Consider the following 22029-nt stretch of genomic DNA (forward strand, 5'->3'; position numbering starts at 1 on the left):
CGGCCGCCGCCCCTCGCGGGCGGCGGCCGCTGTCACTGTCAAGGAGTCTCCATGGAAACCACCGACGTGGTCGCCTTCTATTCCGCGTCCTGGATCAGCGCGGACCGCGGGGCGGTGCGCCGGATCATCGCCCCGGACGCCGAGATCGAGTGGAACCTGGACCTCCCGGTGGACGACGAGGAGCTCGTCCAGATCCTGCACCGCATCGCCGCCTTCGCCGATTCGATCTCGATCGTGTCGACGACCTCCCTGGGCGACAGCGCGTCGCTCATCTACGACATCGCCACGCCGTTCGGCACGGTCCGCGTCGCCGAGTTCCTCACCGTCACCGACGGCCGCGTCAGCGAGATCCGTCAGGTGTACGACGTGGTGGCACTGCGCCGCTACTTGCCGGGTCTGCTCGACAACTGATTTTCTGTCAGAGGTCGGTTTTAGGCTGCGGACATGGCATATGACTTCCAGGTGACCGTCGACAGCGCCGACCCGCACACCCAGGCGCAGTGGTGGGCCGAGACGCTGGGCTGGCAGGTCGAGGCGCAGGACGAGGACTTCATCAGGGACATGGTCGCCAAGGGCTTCGCGACCGAGGACGAGACCCTGGTCTTCCAGGGCCGGCTGGTCTGGAAGACCGGCGCGGCCATCGTTCATCCGGAGAAACTGCCGAGCGGGAAACCACGCCGGATGCTCTTCAACCACGTGCCGGAGCCCAAGACGGTCAAGGACCGCATTCACGTCGACATCTGGGTCGGCGACGAGGACCGCGAGCGGGTCCGCGACGAGCTGGTCGCCCGCGGCGCGACGTTCGTGAACGACGGCCGGCAGGGGCCGTTCACGTGGTGCGTCATGCGCGATCCGGAGGGCAACGAGTTCTGCGTCAGTTGACGGCAGCCCCGCGACTTCAGTAACTCTTAAGGAAATTGGCAGAACGCTTTAAGCCCGTTTGGCCCACGATCGACTCCGTTCGTAGCCCCCGCGATCGGAGTCCCCACATGGCACGCAAACGTCTACGCCTGTTCATCTATGCGGGAGCCGCGGTGCTCGCCGTCGGCGGAGGCGCGGTCGCCGCGATGGCGGCGACCGCACCCAGCACCAAGGCGGCCGGCGGCCTCACGGCCACGTTCGCCAAGGATTCCGACTGGGGTACGGGCTACCAGGCCAAGTACGTCATCAAGAACACCGGTGGCAGCGCGGTCACGGGCTGGCGGCTCGACTTCGGCCTGCCGGCGACCGCGAAGCTGGGCAGCTTCTGGGATGCCTCGATCACCTCGGCGGGCGGCACCTCGACGGCGAAGGACCGCGGCTACAACGCGACGATCCCGGCCGGCGCCACCGCCGAGTTCGGCTTCATCGTCGCTGGCAGCGGCGATCCCACGAGCTGCACGATCAACGGCGCGTCCTGCACCGGCGGCGGTTCGGCTCCCACCACCGCGCCGACGACGAAGCCGACCACCACCGCGCCGACCGCGCCGACCGCGCCGACGGCCACGCCCACCTCCCCGACCAAGCCGCCGACGACCGCCCCGACCACCACGGCGCCGCCGTCGAACGGTGGTGGCAAGAACGTGCGCGTGGCGCCGTACGTGGACATGGGTTTGCTCTCCAATGGCAGCACGACCCTCGCCCAGCTTGCCGCGAGCGGGAACGTGAAGTCCTACTCGCTGGCCTTCGTGACCGGGGCGGGCTGCAAGGCCAGCTGGTTCGGCGCGTTCGACCCGCGGACGAAGAAGTTCGGCGACCAGATCGACGCGCTGCGCTCGGCCGGCGGTGACGTGAAGGTGTCCTTCGGCGGCGCGACCGGCGTCGAGCTCGCCCAGGCGTGCACCGACGTGAAGGCGCTGCAGGCCGAATACCAGGCGGTCGTGTCGGCCTACGACCTCACCTACATCGACCTGGACATCGAGGGCGCCGCCTCGGCCGACGCCGCGTCGATCGACCGCCGCTCGACCGCGCTGGCCGCGCTGCAGAAGGCCAACCCCGGCCTGAAGATCTCCCTGACCCTGCCGGTGTTGCCCGAGGGCCTCACCAACGACGGCCTCAACGTCGTGCGGTCGGCGAAGAACGCGGGCGTCGACCTCGACCTGGTCAACATCATGGCGATGGACTACGGCCGCGCCGCTCAGGACTACGGCGACCTGGCGATCCAGGCCGTGAAGTCGACCAAGGACCAGCTCAAGTCGGTCCTCGGCATCGGTGACGCGGCCGCCTTCGCCAAGGTCGGCGTCACCCCGATGCTGGGCAAGAACGACGACAACGGCACGTTCGCCCAGAGCGACGCCCGCGACCTGATCGCCTTCGCCAACGGCAACAACGTCGGGTTCGTCTCCTTCTGGGAGGTCAACCGCGACCGTAACGCCTGCAACGGCGCGCTGTTCCAGTGCACGAACGTGCCGCAGACGCCGTTCGAGTTCAGCAAGATCTTCGCCGGCTTCACCGGCTGAGGCTCGACCCTCCTCCAGCAGCGCGGCGCCGGGAAGTCGCCTCCCGGCGTCGCGCTGCTTTTCCGCGCCCTGCCGCTTTTCCGCGCTCTACCGCTTTTCCGCGCTCTACCGCTCGAAACCGCGGCCGGCCACCTCGAGGGAGTGCTGCACCAGCTCCCGCAGGGAGATCTCGCCGGCCGCCTCCAGCCACACGTGCAGCGAGACGCGCATCGCCGTCATGAAGGTGGCCGCCATCAATCGGTCCCGGACCCCCGTCGGATCCGGCTCCGTGCCGCGCGCCGCGACCGCCGCGGCGAGCTCCCGCTCCAGCGCGGCAAACGTGCTCACCTGCTGCGCGGCCAGCGCCGGCTGGGTGCGCAGCAGTCGCGTCTGCGCCACCCACTGCGGGTCCAACTCGCCGAGCTGCTCGTAGAACTGCCGCGCCGAACGGGTCAGGGCGGTCCACGGTCCCTCGTCGGCCGGCCGCGACCGCACGATGCCGACCAGCGCGCCCATCCGCTGATGGTCGCCGTGGAGCAGGGCCTCTTCCTTGTTGGCGAAGTAGTTGGAGAACGTCCGCCGGGAGACGCCGGCCTCGTCCGCCACCGCCTCGACCGTGATCTTGTCCGCGCCGTGCGCGATCGCGAGCCGCACCGCGGCCTCGTGCAGCGCCTGCCGGGTCGCTGCCTTCTTACGCTCCCGCAGGCCGGGTTCGGGTACGCGGACGTCAGCGCTCATGTCGCCAAGCCTACATATCTTCCCATTGAGAAAACTTGCGCACTGGGCAAGATGTGGGAAGAGTTGTCGACGGCACCATCCCGCCGATCGCTGGAGGCCGCGCGATGAGCGCACCCACCACCCCGCGCGCCGCACAGAGCGCGATGAGCCACCGCGAGATCCTGGAGGCCCTCAGCGGCCTGCTCCTCGTGCTCTTCGTCGCGATGTCCAGCGCCACCGTCGTCGCCACCGCGCTGCCGAAGATCATGGGAGCGCTGAACGGCAGCCAGACCCAGTACACGTGGGTCGTGACGGCGACCCTGCTGACCGCCACCGCCACCACCCCGATCTGGGGCAAGCTCGCCGACCTCTACAGCAAGAAGATGCTGCTCCAACTCGCCATCGTCGTGTTCGTCCTGGGGTCGGTGGTGGCCGGCTTCTCGCAGAGCGCCGGTCAGCTCATCGCCGCCCGGGCGTTCCAGGGCATCGGCATGGGCGGCGTCCAGGCACTCGTCCAGGTCGCGATCGCGGCGATGATCCCGCCCCGCGAGCGCGGCCGCTACAACGGCTATCTCGGTGGCGTGCTGGCCCTCGCCACGGTCGGCGGGCCGCTGATCGGCGGCCTCATCGTCGACACGCCCTGGCTCGGTTGGCGCTGGTGCTTCTTCATCGGCGCGCCGATCGCCGCGATCGCCCTGGTCGTGCTCCAGCGCACCCTGCACCTGCCGGTCCTCCGCCGGGACGACGTCAAGATCGACTATGCCGGCGCCACGCTGATCGCGGCCGGCGTCAGCATCCTGCTCATCTGGGTCTCGTTCGTCGGCCACTCGTTCGACTGGCTGTCCTGGCAGACGTTCGCCATGGTCGGCGCGGGCTTGGTGCTGCTCGCCATCGCCGTACGGGTCGAGTCCCGCGCCGCCGAGCCGGTGGTCCCGCTGAAGATCGTCACGCAGCGCACCACCGCGCTGGCCATTCTCGCGAGCCTCTCCGTCGGCATGGCGATCTTCGGCGGCGCCGTCTTCCTGGGCCAGTACTTCCAGGTCGGCCGGGGTTACAGCCCGACCGAGGCCGGCCTGCTGACCATCCCGCTCATGGCGGGCGTGCTGGTCTCGTCGACCATCTCTGGACGGCTGATCACCCGGACCGGGCGGATCCGGCCGTACCTCGTGGCCGGCACGATTCTGCTGGTCGCGGGCTTCGGAATGCTGTCGGCGATGGACCACCGGACATCGCTGGTATACATCGGTGTCGGCATGGCCCTGGTCGGCGTCGGCGTGGGCATGTCGATGCAGAACCTGGTGCTCGCCGTGCAGAATTCCGTAGCGCTCAAGGACATCGGTGCCGCCAGCGCCACGGTGGCGTTCTTCCGCTCGCTCGGCGGCACGATCGGCGTCTCGGTGCTCGGCGCCGTCCTCGCCCACCGGGTCACCGACTCGATCACGACCCAGCTCGACGCGGCCGGGTTGCCGACCGACGGCCGGAGCGGCAGCCTCAATTTGGCCGAGTTGCCCGACACGGTCCAGCACGTCATCCGGGACGCCTACGGCGACGCGACCGGACACATCTTCCTGCTGTCCGCGGGCATCGCGATCGTCGGCGTGATCGCGGCGCTGCTGCTCAAGCCCATCACCCTGCGATCGACGATGGATCTCGCCAAGGCGGCGCGCGCCGCCAAGGCCGCCTCTGGCGAGGCGACGATCCCGTCCGGGCCGAGCAGGTGAATGACGCGGCCCGGCGGTACGACGTACAGGCTGTGCGATCTCGGACCACGGCGAGCGGCATCACGCGCGCGACGCTGGGATCGGATGCTCACTCACCGCTAACCTTCGGAAACGGAACGCATTGTTCTTTAGTTGCACCGGAGCGTGTCGATGGAATGCGGTGAGAGGAAGGGGTGAGCCTGATGGAAGCGCGCGTGCGTGACGCGGAACAGCTCTCGGCTGCCCTGACCGTGCTCGAGGACCAGTACCTCTGGGACGCCGACGCCACGTACGCCTCAGCGGTCGAGTTCGAGGAGGAAGGCGCCCGGCTCGACGACGAGCGCCTGGTCATGCGGGCCCGCCTGCTCCAGGCCAACATGCTCATGCGCAAGGGCGAGGTCGCCGCGGCCGCCCGCCGCATCTGGAAGATCCACCAGTGGGCCACCGACCGCGGTGACACCACCGTGCAGGCGCGTACGCACCTCGTCTGGGCCAACGTCCACCGCTACCTCGGCGACGCCGCCCAGTCGCTCGAGCACTCGGTGCTGGCCGTCGAGCTGCTCGACGACACGGCCACCGAGCACATGCGGGTGTGGCACCGCGCCAAGCTCGCCGACGCTCTCGGCGCCTCCGGCTCCCTCGACGCCGCCCGGCTGCGGTATGCCCAGGCCGAGGAGCTCGCGATCGAGCTCAACCTGCCCAACCTGCACATGGGCCTGCTCAACAACTACGCCTACACCGAGTGGCACGCCGGCGAGCACGCACGCGCCGAGGCCGTCGCGCGCCGGCTGCAACGCGTGGCCGAGCAGCACGACTTCGTCCTGGACCCCGCGACCCTCGACACCATCGGCGCCATCGAGATCGAAAACGGCAGGTACGAGCAGGCCGAGCAGACGCTGCGCGAGGCCGTACGCCGCTACCACCAGGGCGGATTCGAGGATGCCGACGCGCTCCCCGAGTTCATGCTCACCCTGGCCCGCGCCCAGCGATTCCTGCGCGCCACCGAACGCGCCCAGGCGAGTCTGGACGCGTCACGGGAGCTCTGCCTCGAGCGTGGTCTCGGCGACGTGCTCGTCCGGGTGCACCAGGAGCAGGCCGAGCTGCATGCCGCGCGGGGGGAGTTCAGCGAGGCTTTCGCCGTACACAAGATCTTCTTTGCCGCCCACAACGCGTTGCACTCGTCGCAGCGGGAGGCACAGGCCCGCACCCGGCAGGCGATGTTCGAGACGACCGAGGCCCGGCAGGAGGCCGAGCGCTTCCGGGAGCAGGCCCGGCGCGACTCGCTGACCGGGCTGCGCAACCGCCGTTACCTCGACGAGCGGCTGCCCGAGCTGGTGAACGACGGCACGGAGCTGACCGTGGCGATCGTCGACCTCGACCACTTCAAGCGGGTCAACGACCAGTTGTCCCACGACGTCGGCGACCAGGTCCTGATCCAGGTCGCCAAGCTGCTCGAGACCGAACTGGCCGCGGTCGCCCCGGATGGCTTCGTCGCCCGGATGGGTGGCGAGGAATTCCTCATCGCCATGCCCGGCTTCACCGCACCGCGCGCCATGATCCACCTCGACGCGATCCGGCACACGATCGGGGCGTACGACTGGTCCGACCTCACCCAGGGCCTGCCCATCACGGTCAGCGTCGGCGTGGCCGGCCTGGGCGAATCCGACCCGACCCAGGCTGACCTGCTGTCCACAGCGGACCGCAACCTGTACGTCGCCAAGCACGCGGGACGCGATCGGGTTGTCTCGGGCAAGCCGCGCGACAGCCGCGCCCGGTCCTACCGCGACAGTGCGACCGCCGCCTGACGTTCCACTGCGCTGCGTGACATTTCGTTCGAGCGACAGGGCTGAATTCGATCCCCCTCTGGGGCTAGGCTGACCCCTACGGATCTCGCCCCCCGCGGTCGGGATTCCCCGGCCCGCCGCGGCCGGGATCGGTCCGGCCGCTGGCGGCCGGGAGTCTCGGCCAGGGGTGGCCTGATCAGGAGGCGGTCGACGTGACGCAGGACAGCGAGGCATCGACACCGGTCGAGGTGGCGCCGCCGGGGGTCAACCCCAACGTGCCGCATTCCGCCCGCATCTACGACTACTGGCTGGGCGGCAAGGACAACTTCGCGGTCGACCGGGCGGTCGGCGAGGCGATGATGAAGGCCATCCCGGGCATGCGCTACATGGCCGGCGAGAACCGCAAGTTCGTCCACCGCGCGGCCCGTGACCTGGTCGCCAAGGAAGGCATCCGGCAGTTCCTCGACATCGGCACCGGCATTCCGACGCGTCCCAACCTGCACGAGATCGCCCAGCAGATCGCCCCGGAAACCCGGGTGGTCTATGTGGACAACGATCCGATCGTGCTGGTCCACGCCCGGGCACTGATGGTCAGCAGCGAGCAGGGCCGTTCGGAATACATCTCGGCGGACATCCACCACCCGCAGTCGATTCTGCGCGAGTCGGTCCTGCGGGAAACTCTCGATCTGACCCGCCCGGTCGGCCTCACGCTGATCGCCATCCTGATGCTGCTGGCCGACGAGGACGACCCGTGGGACCTGGTGGCCCAGCTCCGCGACGCCATGCCGTCGGGCAGCGTCCTGGCGATCACCCATCCGACCGCCGACTTCAACCCGGCCGAGGTCGACCAAGCGGTCGCGGCCGCGACCGGCGCGGGCATGACGCTCGTGGCCCGCACCAAGGACCAGGTCGCCCGCTTCTTCGGCGACTGGGAGCTCCTCGAGCCAGGCCTGGTGCCGGTCTCGGCGTGGCGGCCCGACGCCCCGGTGGACAACCCCGAGGCGGCCTACTACTGGGCCGGAGTCGCCCGCAAGCCCTGAGCTGCCTGGTGGACGGGCTCGGCCCAGATGAGCGCCCGCGCGAGAGCCCGGGTGAGAACCCGGGTGAAAGCCCGCGTGAGAGCCCGGGTGAAAGCCCGCGTGAGACCGGCCGGCCGAGCGATCCAGCACGGGGGGACCGGACCGCCCGGCCGGGATCCGGGCAGCGCGCCCTTGCCCCAGAGCGCGCTACGAGCGGCACTCACGGCCCCGCTCCTCCCTATGAAGTTGTCAGTGCGACCGCTTGTCTCAGTGATCCGCGCTGGGCTCGCCCTGCTGGTCGCCCTCCGACGGCGGAATGCCGTCCCTGCGGGTCAACGCGTATCGGACGCCACCGAACCGATGGGACACCGTCGCGGCGCGCGTCGTCGCGGCCGCCATGCCGTCGGGGAGATGGTCGGCGCAATAGTGGGCCGGATTGCCGCGACGCGAGACGTCCGCGCCGTCGGTGGGGTCGAAGGGCTCGGGGCCGATGTTCGGAACCGACATGGGACTTTCCTCCCGCTCGGACGCTCCCGCCAGAGAGCCTTGCGCGCCAAGGGCCGCAGCGGCCTTTCCGCGACTGGCCCACATGTCACCCTCCGTGACCCACCGTGTGTGGGGTACGTGCGTTATCATGCTCACAATCACGTGAGAACGCAAGGCCAAATGCACGTGCATCTGCACAGCAGGTAGCCGGCGTGATAAACCCCGCCGGTCCCGTACCGGTCTCACCGTTAGGGAGCTTGGAATGACGCGCATTTTCAACGGCATGCCCGCGGGACAGCTGCAGGGCCTGACCTGGCGGAAGAGTGGCCGGAGCAACCCCAGCGGCAACTGCGTCGAGTGCGCCGCGCTGCCGGACGGGAGCATCGCGATGCGAAACTCCCGCGACCCGGAGGGCCCCGCGCTCGTCTACACGCCCGCCGAGATCGAGGCGTTCCTCGGAGGCGTCCGCGACGGGGACTTCGACCACCTGCTCGGGTGAATCCGCTGTCCACAAGCCGGGTGACACCCGAAAGGGCTAACTACACAGTGTAAAGAACCGACACCCGAGAGCTCAGCCGAGCCGGCCGACCTCGTGCAACAGCTTGTTGAGGATCTCGTGGGTGTGGTTCGGCGGCTCGGCGTCGATGCACACGCGCTCCATGGCGATCGCGTAGTGGTCGACGTCGTCCCGCTTGTCCAGGTAGATGGCGCTGGTGAGCTGCTCGACGTAGACCACATCGGGCAGCTCCGGCTCCGGGAACCGCAGAATCGCGAAGGGCCCGCCCGCCGCGGCGTGACCGCCGGCGTGGAACGGGATGATCTGCAGGCGCACGTTGGGCCGCTTCGACGCCTCGATGAGCGCCTCGATCTGACCGCGCATGACGTCCTGGCCGCCGATCGGCCGCCGCAGCACCGCCTCGTCGATGACCGCCCACAGTTGCGGCGCCTCGGCGCGGTCGAGCACCTGCTGGCGCTGGCGGCGCAGCTCCACCCGACGGTCGATCTCCTCGCGGGTGGCACCGGCGTGGCCCAGCATGATCACGGCGCGGGCGTACTCCGGCGTTTGGAGCAGACCCGGAACGAACTGGATTTCGTACGTGCGAATCAGCGTCGCGGCCGCCTCGAGGCCGAGGTAGGACTGAAACCACGACGGCATGATGTCCCCGTAGTGGTGCCACCAGCCGGGGTTGTTCGCCTGGCGGGCCAGTCCGAGCAGCGCCTCACGCTCGGCGGGGTCCTTGACGCCGTAGAGGCTGAGCAGGTCGGCGACGTCGCGCTCTTTGAAGCTGACCCGACCGAGCTCCATGCGGCTGATCTTCGACCCGGAGGCGCGGATCTCGTAACCGGCGTCCTCACGGGTGATGCTCTTGGTCTCGCGAAGCCGGCGGAGTTGGACGCCCAGCAGGATGCGCAGCACGGTGGGGCCGGTGTTCGGCGCCTCCTCCTGCGAACCCGCGGTCACCTGGCTCCTGTCCGATTCATCCCCCGAAACTGCAAATTGCAATTTCGCCGTCACTGCATCCTACGGGCGGGCTCGCCGCGCCGAAAACCGCACGTTCGGCCACGCGGCCGTGCACGCACGTTGCGGATGCACGTGCATCCGGCCTTGCGAACGCACTTGATCCCGAGCATGATATCTGACAGGCGGTTGCTTCGCCCCTGACACAGCGTGTTGAAAAGTATGTCCTTTTCGACTGTCAGGGCTGGGCGACGCCGATGGACGCTCCGACGACCGAGTCATTCCCGGGACCCAGGAGGCTCTCGATGTCGACTCCGACCATCGCGCCACCGCACCGCGATCCGGCGGACGTGGCCCCCGCCGACAGCTACCACAAGGCCGACCCGGTCTGGGTCTATCGCGACGGCTGGCGCGCGGGCGTGATCGAGGCCGCGTCGCCACGAGCAGTCACCGTTACGTACCGGCCCGGCACCCACTTCGGGACCGGGGTGGACACGTTCACCGCTCCGTACGTGACCCCCCGCGCCGACAAGGACCCGGCACTGGACAACCGCCAGGAGAACGCTCTCGCGTACCGCCGCCCGCGCACCGGCGGCGACGGCGCGAGCACGCCGGGCGGACCACTGCGATGATCGGAGCCGTGGCACTGTCCGCGCTCGTCGGCCTCGCCAGCCTGCTCGCCGGTGTGGCACTCGGGTGGTATCTCCGCCGCACCAACGACTGGTGTCCACACTGTGGGGAACAACTCGGCTGCGACGCCTGCGGCGGCAAGGCCGCCTGGCCCCGGCACCGCGAGCGGGAGCTGACGCGTTCTTAGGGCAGACTTGACGGGTGCAGGCCTTCCGCGAGTTCGTCCTGAAGGTGCACCAGCGCTGCAACCTCGCCTGCGACTACTGCTATGTCTACGAACTCGCCGATCAGAGCTGGCGTGACCGCCCCGTCGCGATGGCACCCCACGTCTGGCGGGCGGCGGCCAAGCGCATCGGTGAGCACGCGCGGCGCCACCGTCTCGATCGGATCGACGTGGTCCTGCACGGCGGCGAACCACTGCTGGCCGGGCCGTCCCTGATCAGCCTGATCACCGACGTCCGCGCCGCGTTCCCGGGCGCCCGATTCAGTACGCAGACCAACGGCGCCCTGCTCGACGCCGCGATGCTGGAGGCGCTGGCGGCGCACGACGTGCGCATCGGCGTCAGCCTCGACGGCCCGTCCGAGCACCACGACCGGCACCGCCGGCACCGCGACGGCCGGGGCAGCCACCTTCTCGCCGCCCGGGCCCTGCGACTCCTCGCCGGGCACCCGGCGTACGCGGGGATCCTCTGCACGATCGATCCGGCGACCGACCCGGTGACCGTCTACGAGTCCCTGCTGACCTACCGCCCCCCGGCGATCGACCTGCTGCTGCCGCACACCAACTGGACGAATCCCCCGACCGTCGGCTACGCGCAATGGCTGATCGCCGTCTTCGACCGCTGGTACGACGCCCCACGCCGGGAGACCGGCATCCGCCTCTTCGAAGAGCTGATCAGCCTGATCCTCGGCGGCACGAGCCGCTCCGACCAGGTCGGCCTGAGCCCGGTAGCCGTCGCGGTGATCGAATCCGACGGCACGATCGAACAGGGCGACTCGCTGAAATCGGCGTACCCGGGCGCGGCGGCGACCGGCCTCAACGTCTTCGACCACGATCTCGACGCCGCCGCGCGCCACCCGGGCATCGTCGCCCGACAGTCGGGGCGTGCCGCGCTGGCCGAGTCCTGCCTGGCATGCCCGGTGCACGACATCTGCGGCGGCGGACATTACGCCCATCGGTGGCGTCCGGACAGCGGCTTCCGCAACCCGTCGGTCTACTGCGCGGACCTGCGCCGGCTCATCGACCACATCGGCGCCCGGGTGGCCGCCGACCTCACCAAGCGCTCCACGGGACGGGCGCCGGCGGACCCGGGCGGAATCCGGCCATGACCACGTTCGTGCTGATCTGGGACGGCAGCGACACCGGCTATCCGCCCGCGAACCACCAGGCCGACATCGCGGCCACGGCCGCGGGTGAGACCGTCCGAGGCCGTTGGAGCTCCGGCTCCCGCAGATCGGGTACGGCGCCAGGCGACCGCGTCTTCCTGCTGCGCCAGAAAACGGATCGAGGCATCGTCGCGAGCGGCCACCTCACCGACGGCGTCATCGAGGCAGGGCCGCACTGGACCGGCGATCAGCGGCGCGCCACCTATTACCTCGAGGTCGGCTGGGACCGCGTGCTTCCGGTGGCCGACCGCCTGACCTTCTCCGAGCTGCTGCACGGCGTGCCGGGACACGACTGGCACCACATCTTCGCCTCAGGCCAGCGAGTGAAGCCGCCAGCCGACACCGCGCTGGAGCGGTTGTGGAAGCTGCATCTGCGAGACCTCGGCGTCAGCGCCAGCGGTCGCCGGTGAGGCGTTCGTAAACCTCGACGTAGCGGGCGCGGGTGGCCTCGACGACCTCCTCGGGAATCTCCGGCCCGGGCGCCGTCCGGTCCCAGTCGGACTTCGCGGACCAGTCCCGCAGGAACTGCTTGTCGAGATACCGCTGGGTGCCGCCGGGCTGCCACTCGTCGGCCGCCCAGAACCGCGACGAGTCAGGCGTCAACACCTCATCGCCGAGCTTCAGCTCACCGCCGGAGAACCCGAGCTCGATCTTGGTGTCGGCAATGAGAATCCCGCTGCGCGCGGCGATCTCAGACCCCCGCCGATACACCTCCAACGTGATCCGACGCAGCTCGGCGGCAACCTCGGCACCGACGGCCCGCTCAACCTCGGCATAGGTCATCGGCTCGTCGTGTCCCTCCCCCGGCGCGACCTTCGAGGACGGGGTGAAGATCGGCTCCGGCAGCCGCGACCCCTCAATCAGCCCCGGAGGCAGCGCCACCCCCGAGACCGCGCCATCCTTCTGATAATCCTTGAGCCCAGACCCCGCCAGAAAACCACGCGTGATGCACTCGACCATGACCATCTCGAGCCGCTCGCACCGCACCGCGCGGCCGGCCCACTCGGCCGGCACATCGGTCGCCGAGATGACATGGTGGGGCACGACGTCGGCGAGCTGCTCGAACCACCACAGCGACAGCTGGGTAAGGATCTTGCCCTTGTCGGGGATGGGCGTTGGCAGCACCACGTCATAGATGGAGACGCGGTCCGAGGCGACGAGCAGAATGTCGTCCCCGTCGGCGTAGACATCCCTGACCTTGCCCGAGTGCAACAGCTCCACGTGTTCCCCTTACCGCAGCGGACTCCCGCTGGTCACGCTATCGGACGAGCCCCCACCGCGATGACGACGGCTTCGACCTACGACACGTCGTCGAACGATCGCGCTATGTTGCCGCCGTGGAGGATCTCTTAGCGGGCGCCTATGAACACCTCATTACTCGGAGGCTGCAGCGAGACCTTCGCGGCACCGATGCCGAGCTCATCGCGCGGGAGGATCTTGATCCTGCTGACTCGCATGAGGTTATCGGTCGGCACCTCGCGGCGATCGCCGAACGAGCACTCAAGGCGGTTCCCGGGCAGGGACCAGCACGCCTGGCGGCTCAGCTGGAACTAGCCAACACGATCGCCGAGGCGATAAGGAGTGCGGCACCGCGGGCCGTACAAGACGATGATCTCCTGGATGCACCCCCTCAGTTGCTGACCGCTATCGCGGCGCGGCCGGCCGCGCCACTTCCGGTGGTCTTTCCCGTGCGGCCCGAAACGCCCCTGGCTTCCGCCGCCCTTCTTACCAATGGCCGCGGTCAACCCCGCATTGGCACTGAGGTCGCCAAGGAGATGGCGTCAGCCACCGAGGTGCATTTGCTGTGCGCCTTCATTAAGTGGCACGGCGTCCGCTTGTTGCAAGACTCCGTTCGGGACCTCATCGCGCGCGGCGGAACCCTTCGCATCATCACCACCACTTACATGGGCGCAACGGACCAACGCGCGCTCGACAAGCTCGCTGAGCTCGGTGCTCAAGTGAGGATTTCGTACGAGACTCGCACGACCCGGCTGCACGCGAAGTCGTGGTTGTTCCAGCGGAACACCGGCACGAGTACGGCCTACGTCGGCTCGTCCAACCTCTCGAAGAGCGCCATGATCGATGGCCTGGAGTGGAACGTCCGCCTCTCTCAGCTGGAGCAGGAGGCACTCGTCGAGACGATGAGGAAGACCTTCATCGAGTATTGGCACGACCCGGCTTTCGAACCGTACGACCCGGGGAGTGCCGAGGATCGCAGGCGGCTCGAAACCGCACTGAGCCACGCCTCCAGCCCACAGCCCGGCGATCTTCCTATCGACATCGCGAGCATCGACGTCCGACCGTATCCGTACCAGCAGGAGATCCTCGAGCGGCTCGAGGCTGAACGCGAGGTTCATGGGCGGCGGAACAACCTGGTCGTGATGGCGACCGGCACCGGCAAGACGGTTGTCGCTGGCCTGGATTACCGCCGGCTTCGCCGACAGGGCATCCGATCCCTGTTATTCGTGGCCCACCAGGAACGCATCCTCCGGCAAAGCCTGGCGGTGTTTCGTCAGGTGCTTCGCGACGGCACTTTCGGCGAACTCTTCGTCGACGGTCACCGGCCTTCGCAATGGGAGCAAGTTTTCGCTTCAGTGCAGTCGCTGCACGCTCGAGGTGTGGACACGTGGGACCCCGACCGATTCGACATGGTCATCGTCGACGAGTTCCACCACGCCGAGGCGGCAACCTACCAAAAGCTCCTCGAGCATTTTCGACCCAAAGTCCTCCTCGGATTGACCGCAACCCCCGAGCGCGCCGACGGCCTCGACGTCCGCCGCTGGTTCGACGGACGCACCTCGGTGGAGCTCCGGCTGTGGGAGGCCCTGGAACGGCAGCTCCTTGCGCCGTTCCAATACTTCGGCATTCATGACGAGGTGGACCTCGCCTCGCTTCAGTGGAAGCGTGGGCGCGGATACGACATCAGCGACCTGGAGAGCGTCTACACCGGCGATGATGCCCGCGTACGTCTCATCGTGGAGTCCGTGCGCACCACCGTCGACGTCGCTCGCATGCGCGGGATCGGCTTCTGCGTCAGCATCAAACACGCCGAGTTCATGGCACAGCGGTTCAACGGGGTCGGCATACCGGCCCGTGCCCTCCACTCCAAGGTTCACTCCGCCGAGCAGCGCAGCGCCGTGCAGGAGCTAGAAAACGGCGATCTCAAGATGCTCTTCACGGTCGACCTCTTCAATGAGGGCGTCGACTTGCCGCGGGTCGACACCATCCTTATGTTGCGCCCGACCGAGAGCGCCACCATCTTCCTTCAGCAGTTGGGTCGAGGTCTGCGGCTGGCAGACGACAAGCCCTGCCTGACGGTCTTGGACTTCATCGGTGGTCAGCACGCCCGGTTTCGCTTCGATCTGCGCTACCGCGCTTTGACCGGCGCCTCGCGCCGCCGACTCGCGCACGACGTGCAGCACGGCTTCCCAAGTTTGCCGGCCGGATGCCATATCGAACTCGATCGCGTCGCCAAGCGAATCGTGCTGGAGAACATCCGCACCGCCCTCCGGCTACAGCGTCGCGACCTGGTTGCCGAGTTGCGTGCCCTCAGCGACGTCTCTCTCGCCGACTTCCTCGCCGAGACCGGCCTCGAGCTTGAGGATCTTTATCGCCGGAAGGCCGGCCGAGGTTGGACCGGGCTCCGCGAGGAAGCGGGCCTAGAGTCGCCGAGCGAGGTCAGCGACCTGCTCCTGAGCGCGGCGATCGGGCGGATGCTGCACTTCGACGATCCAGACCGCATCTCGGCTATGCGTCAGCTTGCCGAGGGCCACCGTGTCGACGGCCGCCTGGGCGCGATGATGGCCCAGTCGTTCTGGGGCGACTCACGGGTGGACACCGCTTCGCGTCTGGCCCAATTCCCCCGACGGCGCGACGAGCTGAAGCAAATCGCCGACGTTCTCGAGTCCCGCATCGAGCGGATTACACCTCTGATCGATAGAGCGGGAGTCAACCCGCTGCGTCTGCACGCCCGGTACACGACCAAGGAGGTCTTGACGGCCTTTGGGATGGACGACCCGTCCAACTTTCGTGAAGGCGTCAAGTGGCTACCGACGGAGAAGGCAGACGTCTTCTTTGTCACGCTCGCCAAGACAGAGAAGCACTACTCGCCGACGACCATGTACCAGGACATGGCTATCACCGAAAGCCTCTTCCAGTGGGAGTCGCAAAGCACCACCTCATCGACCTCGACGAACGGCCAGCGCTACATCCATCACCGGGAGCGAGGCTCAACCGTGCACCTCTTCATCCGGGAGGTCAGGAACCCCGACGGCGACCTGGGCGCGCCGCCTTACCTCTACGCCGGGCCGATGACCTATGTCCGGCACACGGGCGATCGCCCGATGCGCATCGAATGGCAGCTGGCCCATCCGCTGCCGGCCGACGTCTATCACGCTGCGCGCCTGCTAGCCGCTTAGCTGAGCCTGACACCGCTGGGTCTGCAGCGCCGGGCACGAACGCGCAGCTAGTTCGATGGCCACCTATCTCGCGAACGACCTGTGAGGCTGGCGCAGTCGCATTCGGGGCTTCTCGGCGACTGTGCCGGTTAGGCCGGCCGTTCGGCGACACGGCGTCCCAGCACGGGCACAAACTCGGTGAGCGTCCGCACCGACACCGAGCGCCCCTTGAGGCGGGCGAGCGCATAACCGCCACCCACAGCCGCCGCCGAGGTGATCACTCCGGCCAGGACCAGTGCGCCGCGGGCTCCCAGGGTGTCGCACAGCCATCCGATTGTCGGCGCGCCGACGATGCCGGAGAGGGAGGAGACGACGCCGAGGTTTGCGAGCATTCGGCCGCGCATGTCCTCGCGGGTGTCGAGTTGGACGCGTGTGGAGATCACCGTGTCGAAGACGACCGCGCCGGCGGCGATCGGGAGGATCAGGGCGGCGAAGCCGAGGGTGTTGGGGGAGAGTCCGGCGCAGAGCTGGAGCAGGCTGATCATCAGGCCGGAGGCGAGCAGGACGCGCAGCGTGGAGCGGCCGCTGCCGGCGAGCAGGAGGCCGCCGGCCACCGCGCCCACCGCGAAGACCGTGGACAGCAGGCCGTAGGACGCCGAGCCGCCGTGCAGCGGGCCGGCCACCATCGCGGCCATCGTGACCTGGTAGTTGCGGCCGAGGGAGCCCAGGACGAAGGACAGCGCCAGGATCACCAGCACGATCGGCTGCCGGGCCAGGTAGCGCAGGCCGGCGCGGACGCCGACCTCGCCCGGGGCGGATGCGGCGAGCGTGCGCATCGATCCCGTACGCATGAATGCAAGCGCGACGATGACCGCCACATAGGTGGCGGCGTTGATCGCGAAGAGTGAGGCCGCGCCGGTGAGGCCGACGAGGACGCCGCCGAGGGACATGCCGAGGATGCGGCCCGCCGAGCTGAGCACCGAGCCGAGGGCCAGCGCCGAGCCCAGCGCCGACGGCGGCACGAGGGCCGAGCCGAAGCGGCCGAGGCACGGGCCCTCGACCGAGCCGATCACGCCGGAGGCGAGCGCCACCGCGTAGATGGGCCAGAGCTGACCAGGCTCGATCACGAGGGCCAGGGCGAGCAGGGCCCGCACGGCCTGGAACACGATCAGGGCGGGCCGGGCCGGGAGGCGGTCGGCGAGGGCGCCGCCCCAGCTTCCCAGCAGCAGGACGGGCAGTGCCTGCAGCATCACGACGACGCCCATGGTGGCGGCCGAGCCGGTCGCCGAGAGGATCACCCAGTTGAGCCCCAGCACCTGCATCCACGTGCCGGCCACCGATACCAGGTCGGCCGCGGCCCAGAGCCGGTAGTTGCGCTCTCGGAGCGGTGCGAACATCGGAGCCACGGTGGCGGCACCCCCAAACGAAAAGACGAGTGGCGCCGCATCTCGGCGCCACTCGCCCTATCGGGAACCGCTTCGGATCTGCTTCGAGGGATCGATCCGTAACACCTCAACCGCAACCGGGACGGTTGCTGTTCACACCTTGAGCGAGCGCAGCGCGGTCGCCAGCTCGCCGCCGGCCGTACGCAGCTCGCGGTTGATCTCGTCGGCCTGGTCGACGGCGTACTTGGCGTGCTCCCGGGTCTCGTTGACGCGGGTCATCGTCGCGGCGATCTGGGCGGCCTGGGCGCCCGCCGCGGAGATGCTGCGGGTCATCTGCTCGGCCGTCGCGTGCTGCTCCTCGACCGCGGACGCGATCGTGGTCTGGTAGCCGTTGACCTTGCCGATGACCTCGCCGATCTGGGTGATCGAGTCGACCACGCCGCTGGTGTCGGCCTGGATCGTGCCGACCTGGGTGGTGATCGAGTCGGTGGCCTTGGCGGTCTCCTGGGCGAGGTCCTTGACCTCGCTGGCGACCACGGCGAAGCCCTTGCCCATCTCGCCGGCCCGGGCCGCCTCGATGGTGGCGTTGAGCGCCAGCAGGTTGGTCTGCTCCGCGATCGCCGTGATGACCCGGACCACGTCGCCGATCTGCGTGGACGAGTCGCCCAGCTTGGTCATCGTGCGGCTGGCGTCGGAGGAGGCCTCCATCGCGTCGTTCGCGACGTTCACCGCCTCGGTGGCGCTGCGGGAGATCTCCTGGATGCTCGCACCCATCTGCTGGGCGCCGGCAGCCAGCGTGGCGATGTACTCCGAGACCTCCTGCGACGCGTGCAGGACCTCGGCGGACGCCGCCACCGAGCCCTGTGCGCCGGAGGACATCTCGGAGACCAGCTTGCCGAGCTGCTCGGTCGCGCCGGTCACCTTGGTGGTGGTGTCGTTCGAGAGGCGGACGACCTCGGAGAAGCGGTCGAGCAGGCGGTTCAGGTTCTCGCCGGCGGGGGTCCGGCCCTTCTCGTCCACGCGTACGGTGAGATCGCCGGCCGCCGCCTTCTCGATCACCTCGACCATGGGGTCGGGGCGCCGGCGGCGACCGACCAAGAATCCGACGACAATTCCTACGAGCGCGGCGACGATGCCAACAACATCCATGACTGCTCCCCCGAAAGTTTCCGACTGGCCCCTTTGATCGGCACGTCGGGCGCCTCCTTGAGAAAGCCTTGAACTCCTCAGGCGTTCATCAGGGTGAGCATCTGCTTGATCTGGTCGGTGCGGCTGTCCCGTACCCGGTCCGCGAAGGCCTTGGCCTCGGCGTTCTCGCCGTCGGCACGCTCCAGCTGGGCCATCTCGACGGCGTTGTGCTGGTGCGCGACGAACAGGTTGAGGAACGCCGACTCGAACGCCTCGCCCTTCGCCTTTCGCAGCGCCGCGATCTCCTTGTCGCTGGTGGCCGGCAGGCCGCCGTGGTCGGCGTGCGCGCTGGGCGCGTGGTCGACCTCGGCCGGCGCCCGCCAGTCGGACAGCCAGGACTTCATCATCGCTACCTCGTCCGACTGGGTGGCGTCGATCGCCTGGGCAAGGATCTTGATGTCGTCGCGCTTCGCGGCCTTCTCCGCGAGGCGGACCATCTCGAGGCCCTGCTCATGGTGCGCCACCATCATCTGCAGGTACATGACGTCGGTGTCGTTGTGCTTGCCCTCCGCCTTGACCGCCGCCTTGGCGTCGGTGGTCACCCGCGCCGGGGTGTCCGGGGCGGTGCCGCACGCACTCAGCAGCACCGCCGCGGACAGGGCTACGACGAGGCGCTTCACAGCGGCAGCCAGAGGGCGAGGGTGAAGACCGACGGCTCCCAGCTGCGGATCGAGGAGTGTGACTGCCGGCACTTGTACTTCTTGCCCTCGAACGTCACCTCGTCGCCCGTCCGGTATGCCACGCCGGCCTCCCAACTGCCCTTGGCACCGCCCGCCGGAGCGCCCGTCGGAGCGCCGGTCGTTGGAGCCGTGGTCGGAGGGGTGGTGACCGGCGCCGTCGTCGGCGGTGTCGTGGGGGTGGGCTTCGGCGTGTCCGACGAACCGCCGCCCACGTTCAGGTCGACGCAGTTGTAGAAGGCGTTCGCGGTGTCGCCGATGTTCCAGACGGCGAGGACCGTCTGGCGGCCCCGGAAGGCACTGAGGTCGACGTTGTGCGTCACCACCGCGTCCGGCTGCTGGTTGCCCCCGTCGACGGTGGCGACCTTCTTGCCACCGACGAAATACTCCCAGTTGCTGGTGCGGTGGCGAGCCGTCATCACCCACGTGAAGCTGACGGTGTTGCCCACGGCCTTGGCCGGCCAGTTGCGGCTCTCGTCGGCGAGTACGGAGAACTGCGCGACCCCACCGTCGCAGGAACGCAGCCCCTTGGGCCCTTCGACGCTCTGCGGCTCGAACTGGATCTGCCCACAGTCCTTCACCGCGCCCGTGGCGCACAGCGCCTGGCGGCTGGGCGGCGTGGAGACATATCCGTGCGCGAGCGCCGGCGAGGTTACGGCCAGCGTCGACCCCACTGCTCCCAGTGCCACCAGCGGATAAGCGATGGACCTACGCATGTTTGGGCTCCCCACGTGTCGTTTCGTTGATTACGGCGGGGACCGTAACGACGCGTTCCATAACGGAGCCTTAAAGGCGCCAGAAAGGCTCATGAAGGCGGCGGCAGGAGCATTCCGATCCGTGCTCCGCCCAGCGGCCCCCGCGAGACCTGCAGCCGGCCACCCGCGGCCTCGGCCACCCGCCGCACGATGTCCAGCCCGAGGCCCGTGGAGCCGGCGCCGCTCACGCCTCGCCGCACGGCGGCCTCCGGGTCGGCGATGCCCGGCCCGGCGTCGTCGACGAGCAGCCCCGCCGGCGACACCGTCACCCGGAACGCGACCCCCTCGGGCGTGTGCGCGAAGACGTTGCCGAGCAGCGAGTCCACGGCCAGGATCAGCTCGCTGCGCGGCAGCGGCACGGGCACGGGGTGGGCTCCGCCGACGACCTCCCACGGCCGGTCCTGGTCCTCGGCGAGCGCGGACCAGAACGCCAACCGGTCGGCGAGCACCTCCACCAGGTCGGACTGCTGTTTGCCGCGGGCCTCGACGCCGAGGCGGGCGCCCGCGATGATCGCCTCGAGTTCCTCGTCGAGCATGTCGCAGGCCTGCCGCATCCGTTCGGCGACCGGGCCGGGCGGCATCGTCTCCGCGTCCAGCCGCAGCGCGGTCAGCGGGGTCCGTAGCCGGTGCGACAGGTCGGCGGCAAGCTCGCGCTCGGCGTCGAGCAGGTTGCGCAGTTCGGCGGCCATCCCGTTGAACGCGGTGGCCGCGTCGCGCAGCTCGGGCGGCCCGGACGGCTCCACCCGCACGGCCAGGTCGCCGGCGCCGAGGCGGCGGCTGGATCCGGCCAGCTCACGGGTGGCCCGGACCAGGCGGCCGGCGAGCCGGTCGGCGAAGAGCACGGAACCCGCGACCAGCACCACGGCGAGCGCACCGAGGGCCAGCCACGCCGGCCACACCCCTTCGGTCATGTCCTCGTCCGGGACGAAGACCTCGATGACCACCGCCCGGCCGTCGCTGAGCACACTGGGCTGCAGATAGACGATCCCGCCCGGCACGTCCGCGGTCACCGGGCGCCGGTACTGGCCGGCCTGGGCGATCTCGTCGCCGGTCGCGTGGGGCGTGCCGACCGGGGCGATGTCGGGCAGGTGCACCGCGAGCCGTCCGGTGCTCCCGGCCACCGTGCTGACGACCGCGTTGGTCAGCGACCGCGGGTCGGCGTCGACAGCCAGGGCCGCCACGATCGCCGCGGCCTGCTGCCGGGCGTCGCCGATGGCCCGGTCGTGCGCGATCTTCTGGGTGGCGTAGATCAGTGGCACCAGAAAGGCCAGGGCCACCATCGAGGTGATGGCGAACGCCAGCCGGTTCAGCTCCCATCTCACCGCGGATCGACCATCATCACGCCGACCCCGCGTACGGTGTGCAGAAAGCGCGGCGCCGCCGCCGTCTCCCCGAGCTTGCGCCGCAGCCAGGAGATGTGCACGTCGATGGTCTGCTCCTCGCCGATCCGCGACTGGTTCCAGACCTCGGTCAGCAGCTCGCGGCGGCTGACCACCTGCCCGACCCGCTCGGCCAGGTAGGTGAGCACGTCGAACTCCCGGCGGGTCAGCTGCAGCGGCTCGCCGCGCAGTTCGGCCCGCCGCTGCCGGGGATTGATCTCCAGCTCCCCGACGGTGATCACGCTGGGTGCGGTGTCGACCGCGGCCCGGGTACGCCGGAGCACGGCGGCGATGCGAGCCAGGATGTGCCCGCTGGAGAACGGCTTCGTCACGTAGTCGTCGGCCCCGGCGCTGAGCAGGGCGATGATGTCGGACTCAGCGCGCCGGGCGGTGGCGACGATGACCGGCACCTGGGAGACCATCCGCATCATCCGCAGCGCGTCGGTGCCGTCGATGTCGGGCAGCCCGAGGTCGAGAATCACCAGCTCGGGCTGCTCCTCGGTGAGGATCTTCAGCGCCTCGGTGGCCTGGCCGACCGGGCGCACGACGTGCCCCGCGTCGGTCAACGCCCGGGTCAGCGCCGCGGTGATGTTGCGATCGTCCTCGACGAGCAGGATCAACGCCATGGGCACCACCATAGGTGCAGGTGA

General features: G+C 69.2%; 22 protein-coding genes. 12 read left to right on the plus strand and 10 right to left on the minus strand.

What is annotated here, in order from left to right; translation table 11 throughout:
- The first annotated feature begins 51 nt into the window (after positions 1 to 51).
- The 3 genes from AB0M36_RS31840 (at position 52) to AB0M36_RS31850 (ending at position 2438) form a co-directional block, all read left to right on the plus strand.
- Entirely contained in the window at positions 52 to 411 is a 360-nt protein-coding gene (locus AB0M36_RS31840; RefSeq protein WP_364165122.1) for a hypothetical protein, read from the plus strand.
- A gap of 33 nt (positions 412 to 444) precedes the next feature.
- Positions 445 to 882, plus strand: a complete 438-nt coding sequence (locus AB0M36_RS31845) for a VOC family protein (protein ID WP_364165125.1) — start codon at positions 445 to 447, stop codon at positions 880 to 882.
- Between the two features lie 107 nt (positions 883 to 989).
- Positions 990 to 2438 carry a cellulose binding domain-containing protein gene (locus AB0M36_RS31850; RefSeq protein ID WP_364165128.1) on the plus strand — a complete coding sequence of 483 codons (1449 nt, stop codon included), beginning with the start codon at positions 990 to 992 and terminating at the stop codon, positions 2436 to 2438.
- Between the two features lie 105 nt (positions 2439 to 2543).
- On the opposite strand, the gene AB0M36_RS31855 is transcribed toward AB0M36_RS31850, so the two are convergent.
- A complete protein-coding gene (locus AB0M36_RS31855; RefSeq protein WP_364165131.1) occupies positions 2544 to 3155 on the minus strand; it encodes a helix-turn-helix domain-containing protein in 612 nt (203 codons plus the stop codon).
- 104 nt (positions 3156 to 3259) lie between these two features.
- On the opposite strand from AB0M36_RS31855, the gene AB0M36_RS31860 reads away from it, so the two are divergent.
- The 3 genes from AB0M36_RS31860 to AB0M36_RS31870 all read left to right on the plus strand — a co-directional run bounded on the left by AB0M36_RS31860 (position 3260) and on the right by AB0M36_RS31870 (position 7658).
- The gene (locus AB0M36_RS31860) at positions 3260 to 4855 is read left to right on the plus strand and encodes an MDR family MFS transporter (protein ID WP_364165134.1); all 1596 of its coding nucleotides are present in this window, start codon (positions 3260 to 3262) and stop codon (positions 4853 to 4855) included.
- A 182-nt stretch (positions 4856 to 5037) separates the two neighbouring features.
- A complete protein-coding gene (locus tag AB0M36_RS31865; protein WP_364165137.1) occupies positions 5038 to 6639 on the plus strand; it encodes a diguanylate cyclase in 1602 nt (533 codons plus the stop codon).
- A gap of 227 nt (positions 6640 to 6866) precedes the next feature.
- Positions 6867 to 7658, plus strand: a complete 792-nt coding sequence (locus AB0M36_RS31870; protein ID WP_364165292.1) for an SAM-dependent methyltransferase — start codon at positions 6867 to 6869, stop codon at positions 7656 to 7658.
- A gap of 246 nt (positions 7659 to 7904) precedes the next feature.
- Here the strand turns inward: AB0M36_RS31870 and AB0M36_RS31875 are convergent, their stop codons facing one another.
- Positions 7905 to 8144: a hypothetical protein gene (locus AB0M36_RS31875; RefSeq protein ID WP_364165140.1), complete on the minus strand. Its 240-nt coding sequence runs from the start codon at positions 8142 to 8144 to the stop codon at positions 7905 to 7907.
- 241 nt (positions 8145 to 8385) lie between these two features.
- Here AB0M36_RS31875 and AB0M36_RS31880 point away from each other — a divergent pair, with 241 nt between their 5' ends.
- A complete protein-coding gene (locus AB0M36_RS31880; RefSeq protein WP_364165143.1) occupies positions 8386 to 8622 on the plus strand; it encodes a DUF397 domain-containing protein in 237 nt (78 codons plus the stop codon).
- 72 nt (positions 8623 to 8694) lie between these two features.
- Here AB0M36_RS31880 and AB0M36_RS31885 read toward each other — a convergent pair whose 3' ends face one another.
- Complete coding sequence (locus AB0M36_RS31885) at positions 8695 to 9585, minus strand: helix-turn-helix transcriptional regulator (protein ID WP_364165145.1); 891 nt, start codon at positions 9583 to 9585, stop codon at positions 8695 to 8697.
- A 302-nt stretch (positions 9586 to 9887) separates the two neighbouring features.
- Between AB0M36_RS31885 and AB0M36_RS31890 the strand changes: the two genes are divergently transcribed.
- From AB0M36_RS31890 to AB0M36_RS31905, 4 genes are read left to right on the plus strand one after another with little or no spacing between them, the layout of a single operon-like run.
- Positions 9888 to 10214 (plus strand): hypothetical protein, encoded by a 327-nt coding sequence (locus AB0M36_RS31890; RefSeq protein ID WP_364165148.1) that lies wholly within the window; start codon positions 9888 to 9890, stop codon positions 10212 to 10214.
- A gap of 8 nt (positions 10215 to 10222) precedes the next feature.
- Positions 10223 to 10399: a hypothetical protein gene (locus AB0M36_RS31895; protein WP_364165151.1), complete on the plus strand. Its 177-nt coding sequence runs from the start codon at positions 10223 to 10225 to the stop codon at positions 10397 to 10399.
- Positions 10400 to 10413: 14 nt separating this feature from the next.
- On the plus strand, positions 10414 to 11541 hold the full coding sequence (locus AB0M36_RS31900) for an FxsB family cyclophane-forming radical SAM/SPASM peptide maturase (protein ID WP_364165153.1): 1128 nt from the start codon (positions 10414 to 10416) through the stop codon (positions 11539 to 11541).
- The gene (locus tag AB0M36_RS31905) at positions 11538 to 12008 is read left to right on the plus strand and encodes a hypothetical protein (RefSeq protein ID WP_364165156.1); all 471 of its coding nucleotides are present in this window, start codon (positions 11538 to 11540) and stop codon (positions 12006 to 12008) included. The genes AB0M36_RS31900 and AB0M36_RS31905 overlap by 4 nt, the downstream gene beginning before the upstream one ends.
- On the opposite strand, the gene AB0M36_RS31910 is transcribed toward AB0M36_RS31905, so the two are convergent.
- Complete coding sequence (locus tag AB0M36_RS31910) at positions 11986 to 12819, minus strand: phosphoribosylaminoimidazolesuccinocarboxamide synthase (protein WP_364165159.1); 834 nt, start codon at positions 12817 to 12819, stop codon at positions 11986 to 11988. The genes AB0M36_RS31905 and AB0M36_RS31910 overlap by 23 nt on opposite strands.
- Before the next feature lie 116 nt (positions 12820 to 12935).
- Between AB0M36_RS31910 and AB0M36_RS31915 the strand changes: the two genes are divergently transcribed.
- Positions 12936 to 16016: a DUF3427 domain-containing protein gene (locus AB0M36_RS31915; protein ID WP_364165161.1), complete on the plus strand. Its 3081-nt coding sequence runs from the start codon at positions 12936 to 12938 to the stop codon at positions 16014 to 16016.
- A 128-nt stretch (positions 16017 to 16144) separates the two neighbouring features.
- Here the strand turns inward: AB0M36_RS31915 and AB0M36_RS31920 are convergent, their stop codons facing one another.
- The 6 genes from AB0M36_RS31920 to AB0M36_RS31945 all read right to left on the minus strand — a co-directional run bounded on the left by AB0M36_RS31920 (position 16145) and on the right by AB0M36_RS31945 (position 22005).
- Positions 16145 to 17392, minus strand: a complete 1248-nt coding sequence (locus tag AB0M36_RS31920; protein ID WP_364165164.1) for an MFS transporter — start codon at positions 17390 to 17392, stop codon at positions 16145 to 16147.
- Positions 17393 to 17533: 141 nt separating this feature from the next.
- Complete coding sequence (locus tag AB0M36_RS31925) at positions 17534 to 18529, minus strand: methyl-accepting chemotaxis protein (RefSeq protein ID WP_364165167.1); 996 nt, start codon at positions 18527 to 18529, stop codon at positions 17534 to 17536.
- A gap of 77 nt (positions 18530 to 18606) precedes the next feature.
- Entirely contained in the window at positions 18607 to 19110 is a 504-nt protein-coding gene (locus AB0M36_RS31930; RefSeq protein WP_364165295.1) for a DUF305 domain-containing protein, read from the minus strand.
- A 74-nt stretch (positions 19111 to 19184) separates the two neighbouring features.
- On the minus strand, positions 19185 to 19961 hold the full coding sequence (locus AB0M36_RS31935; protein WP_364165170.1) for a lytic polysaccharide monooxygenase: 777 nt from the start codon (positions 19959 to 19961) through the stop codon (positions 19185 to 19187).
- Between the two features lie 89 nt (positions 19962 to 20050).
- Positions 20051 to 21322, minus strand: coding sequence for a HAMP domain-containing sensor histidine kinase (locus tag AB0M36_RS31940; protein WP_364165172.1), 1272 nt, complete (start codon positions 21320 to 21322; stop codon positions 20051 to 20053).
- On the minus strand, positions 21319 to 22005 hold the full coding sequence (locus tag AB0M36_RS31945) for a response regulator transcription factor (RefSeq protein ID WP_364165175.1): 687 nt from the start codon (positions 22003 to 22005) through the stop codon (positions 21319 to 21321). The genes AB0M36_RS31940 and AB0M36_RS31945 overlap by 4 nt, the downstream gene beginning before the upstream one ends.
- Between the last annotated feature and the right edge of the window lie 24 nt (positions 22006 to 22029).

Origin of the sequence: Actinoplanes sp. NPDC051346 (assembly GCF_040682215.1) — a bacterium.
In the GTDB taxonomy this organism is placed as follows: domain Bacteria; phylum Actinomycetota; class Actinomycetes; order Mycobacteriales; family Micromonosporaceae; genus Actinoplanes.

Bases quoted from the DNA above. Each gene is read 5' to 3' on its own strand.
- AB0M36_RS31840 (WP_364165122.1), top strand. From the start codon at position 52: ATGGAAACCACCGACGTGGTCGCCTTCTATTCCGCGTCCTGGATCAGC.
- AB0M36_RS31845 (WP_364165125.1), top strand. From the start codon at position 445: ATGGCATATGACTTCCAGGTGACCGTCGACAGCGCCGACCCGCACACC.
- AB0M36_RS31850 (WP_364165128.1), top strand. From the start codon at position 990: ATGGCACGCAAACGTCTACGCCTGTTCATCTATGCGGGAGCCGCGGTG.
- AB0M36_RS31855 (WP_364165131.1), bottom strand. From the start codon at position 3,155: ATGAGCGCTGACGTCCGCGTACCCGAACCCGGCCTGCGGGAGCGTAAG.
- AB0M36_RS31860 (WP_364165134.1), top strand. From the start codon at position 3,260: ATGAGCGCACCCACCACCCCGCGCGCCGCACAGAGCGCGATGAGCCAC.
- AB0M36_RS31865 (WP_364165137.1), top strand. From the start codon at position 5,038: ATGGAAGCGCGCGTGCGTGACGCGGAACAGCTCTCGGCTGCCCTGACC.
- AB0M36_RS31875 (WP_364165140.1), bottom strand. From the start codon at position 8,144: ATGTCGGTTCCGAACATCGGCCCCGAGCCCTTCGACCCCACCGACGGC.
- AB0M36_RS31880 (WP_364165143.1), top strand. From the start codon at position 8,386: ATGACGCGCATTTTCAACGGCATGCCCGCGGGACAGCTGCAGGGCCTG.
- AB0M36_RS31890 (WP_364165148.1), top strand. From the start codon at position 9,888: ATGTCGACTCCGACCATCGCGCCACCGCACCGCGATCCGGCGGACGTG.
- AB0M36_RS31905 (WP_364165156.1), top strand. From the start codon at position 11,538: ATGACCACGTTCGTGCTGATCTGGGACGGCAGCGACACCGGCTATCCG.
- AB0M36_RS31920 (WP_364165164.1), bottom strand. From the start codon at position 17,392: ATGTTCGCACCGCTCCGAGAGCGCAACTACCGGCTCTGGGCCGCGGCC.
- AB0M36_RS31925 (WP_364165167.1), bottom strand. From the start codon at position 18,529: ATGGATGTTGTTGGCATCGTCGCCGCGCTCGTAGGAATTGTCGTCGGA.
- AB0M36_RS31935 (WP_364165170.1), bottom strand. From the start codon at position 19,961: ATGCGTAGGTCCATCGCTTATCCGCTGGTGGCACTGGGAGCAGTGGGG.
- AB0M36_RS31945 (WP_364165175.1), bottom strand. From the start codon at position 22,005: ATGGCGTTGATCCTGCTCGTCGAGGACGATCGCAACATCACCGCGGCG.